This window comes from Ferrimicrobium sp. (genome assembly GCF_027319265.1).
In the GTDB taxonomy this organism is placed as follows: domain Bacteria; phylum Actinomycetota; class Acidimicrobiia; order Acidimicrobiales; family Acidimicrobiaceae; genus Ferrimicrobium.
On the sequence record NZ_DAHVNP010000040.1, the window covers coordinates 1 to 3610 of the forward strand.

Annotated in this window: 1 protein-coding gene and 1 pseudogene; one reads left to right on the forward strand and one right to left on the reverse strand. The window is 55.8% G+C overall.

Features of this window, described 5'->3' with window-relative positions:
* Positions 1-946, forward strand: a pseudogene (locus M7439_RS06840) (hypothetical protein); the annotation flags it as partial.
* Between the two features lie 459 nt (positions 947-1405).
* Here the strand turns inward: M7439_RS06840 and M7439_RS06845 are convergent.
* Positions 1406-3142: a class I adenylate-forming enzyme family protein gene (locus M7439_RS06845; protein WP_298349452.1), complete on the reverse strand. Its 1737-nt coding sequence runs from the start codon at positions 3140-3142 to the stop codon at positions 1406-1408.
* Positions 3143-3610: the final 468 nt, after the last annotated feature.

The following is a 3610-nucleotide window of genomic DNA, read 5'->3' on the forward strand; positions in this document are numbered from 1 at the left end:
TGGAGGAACCTCGTTGGTCGAGGTCAATCCGACTACCGGTGCATCGAAGGTGTTCTACCAGAATGCCGCCATCACGGGACCCGTTGGGATTGCTATCAACCCATCAGCTGATATCGTCTGGGTCACCTACTACGGAACAGCTGCCAATGGTTCAGGCTCGGGTTACGCGGTGATCTCGAACACGGGCACGCTTCTCTTCAACTACACCAACAGCTCGAGTTCCTATGAGGGCAACCACAACCTCTTCGAGGGTGCTTGGGGAGCAGCCTTTGCTCAGGGGGCCTTCTTCTGGACCAATGCAGGCGCGGCTACTCCCAATGCCCAAGGGACGACAGGACAGGTCTGGCGACTCAATCCTCACCCAGGGGCTACCCCAAACGGTCAGCCGATCAGTGCGACGTACGCTCCTTTGGCGACAAACCTACCGACCTCTGATATGGCTGGCACCTCGTTGAGCCCAAGCACCGTGGCCGGGCCCCAGGGCATGGTCTATGACGCCACCAACGGTACCCTCTATGTGACCGACGACTATAACAACGCGATCTACGCGCTGCCCAATGCGTTGACCGCTACGGGGCCGGTGACTCCAGTGATGATTGCCCAAGGTGGCGCTCTCAACGCACCACAGGGGATCGCCATTGACCCAATGAATCAAAACTTACTTGTCGTGAATGGTGCCGGCAATAACAACCTTGTCGAGGTGACTCCGATGGGACAACAGATTGCTACCAGGAGCCTGGATGCAGGTAGTGGAGGTGCACTCTTTGGAATTGCTACCTATAGCCAACCCATGCATCATCTCGGTCTCTACTTCGATGACTCCAACACCAGCACTCTCGATTCACTTGCCAACCCAGAGCCGGTTCCTCCGGTGCCCGGGGTAGGACCGATGCCTGGAATGCCCCCGATGCCTCCCATGCCTGGGGTGGGACCGATGGTACCATAACCGATCGGTTAGCACGGACATCAAAACGCTCAAATAAACACCTTTCGGTCGGGTCTGAAGATCTCGGCCGAGGGGTCCTTTTTGCCAAATCGGCCTTGCATTTTCTACCCGATGAATCGAATCAAGGCAACCGATGTCGCCTCATTGACCTACTACGCCCGCCGCGATCCTGACACGGATCTACAAGGACCTACGGCGGAGGCCCCAAAGTGTGCCTCACTGGGAGATTGCAAAATCAAGACAACTTCTGGGAGAGCTTTGACAAGTCAGGCACGCCTGATAATCCTGTGAACCACTTACTACAGGTCCGCCACCGAATCGGTACACGACAGAGTCAACCGCTATCCCGACATCGTTAGCCGCTTGGGCGTTCGCAACTAAGCAGCTATCACCGGTTCGCCACAGCAACCCAGCACCATAGCCAATCAGTCATCAGTCGATGCCGATCCTGAGCGAGTCCTACTGCTCCGACGCCTCATCATCAATGTAATCCTGCGATATGCGCTCGCGTACCAACTGGGCGAGCAGATGCTTTTGCACCTTTCCGGTCCCAGTCATCGGCCACTCCGAAGCCTCGACGAAAAAGTAGTACCGAGGTACCTTGAATTTGGCCAGATGCTGAGAACACCACTCGACCAATTCACGCCGGTCTACCGTCCTGCCACGCCGAAGCTCGATGAGTGCCGCGCCCGTCTCTGTTGTTATCGGAGAAGGTATGCCTACAACGTAAGCCTGGTTCACTGCTGGGTGGCGAGAAAGCACCTCTTCAATCTCCATTGGCGAGACATTCTCTCCAGAGACTTTATAGAGCTCGTTTGCACGTCCATGAAACTCCAGGTAACCGCGTTCATCGATTCGCCCTAAGTCACCGGTGCGAAACCATCCATCTTTGTCAATATGGCGAGCAGTTTCTTCTGGCTTGTGATAGTAACCGCGAGTAACAAAATTACCTCGCACGACCAACTCTCCGAGTTCGCCATCGCCGAGGTCCTCGCCAGTTTCCGGATCGATCACCTTATATTGACTGTTCGCCCCACCAAACTCCTCAAGTCCACTCGGTCCACCAGGTTTGATGTGGCCAACCTTGGTGGTAATGACCGCAAGACTGTCACCAATCTCAGTATGCACCGTCGCCGCGGAGGCCTCGGTTCCCCCGTAACCTGTCACCACCTCAGTCAGACCAAAGGCGGCGATCGCTCGCTCCCAGAGCGGCACCGGAGCGGGCGCCGCAGCACACATGAGCGCGTACAGATCCTGGAACTCATAGTCTTGACGTTCGGCCTCCATCACCAGAGCCAGTAGGATCGTCGGGACGCAAAGGATATCGTGCACGCGGAGGTCCTGCACCATCTTGAGCGCTTGCGCCGGTCGGAAACTTGCCATCGTCACGATCGTGCCGCCAACAAATGACACTGCTATGAGACCTTCAACAAAGGCAAAGACATGGTAGAGGGGTAACGGCGTAAAGGCACGTCGACCCTGTTCAAACGCGCGAGAGAGCGCTGACGAATAGCCGCAGCGCAGCAACATGTCACTGGTGAGCATGACACCCTTAGGTTGTCCCGTGGTACCCGAAGTATAGATAATATTAATAACCTCGTCGGGATAACGGCTGATCGCATGACGAGCGTCGAGGGCAGCCTCAGAGATCGTCTTCCCCTGTGCCCGAAAGTACTCCCAATCTTGGAATTCCTTCCGTACGGGTGAATCGTTGGTTGCTAGAACGACTACCTGTTCAATGGCGAGTGGATCATCGGCACCGTCGTGGGCGCTCAGGATGGCCGCAACCGCCTTCTCGTGGTCGACACCGGCAATGTTCTGATGGACAAATACCCACTTCGCATCAGACTGAGCAAGGAGATAGTCCAGTTCATCCTCACGGAGCATGGTGTTCAGCGGGACAGCAACTGCGCCGATCATGGACGCCGCCACAGTTAAGAATAAGAATTCAGGTTCATTGCCGAGCAACAATGCAATATGATCCCTGCGCCGTACCCCCATTGCTAGCATCGACCGCGCCAACAATCGCGCCTCCTCGACGAGCTCTGCATAGCTGACAGAGCGTTCTGGGGTGACAAGCAACGGACGTTCGCCAAATTGCAAGACCAATTGGCTGAAGTGGTCGCTCAACGTCCGCCGTGGCCACGGTGCATACTCTTGGGTCAACCAAGCTCGCCGTTCCGAAGTGTTCTGCATGTCACTCACCTCCTCGTAGACCGTGCCACCCTCGTTGGCTCTCGCCGCAAAAGATGTTTGGAACGGATTCAACACTCATACTGGCACAGCTACTTGATAGATGCAACTTGTTTTGGCGACCCCCTCTTCAGCGCCAACTCAGGTCAGGCGGATGCAAACATCCTCACCACAGAGGGTTGCCAGTTCGTAGAGGTCCAACCGAACAACACTAATTGCTATCTATGACAACGCCGGTGGCACACACTCCCTCAAACACTGAATGCGACGCGGTTGGCGAACCACTATCCAGCTGTAACCGTCAGAAAAGACGCGTTTGCCGGTCTAGGCGCAATACCACTTAGTTAAGGTCCGAGCCCACTGCCAGCGGCATGGCGCCTCTGTGGTGAAGTGCGTGAGGGACCAGTGATGACGATTGTGTCGCGTGGATGAACTTGTAGGTGAGCAGGATTGCGCTGATGGGCACGTTTG

Coding starts and splice junctions, on each gene's coding strand:
- M7439_RS06845 (WP_298349452.1), bottom strand. CDS start 3,142: ATGCAGAACACTTCGGAACGGCGAGCTTGGTTGACCCAAGAGTATGCA.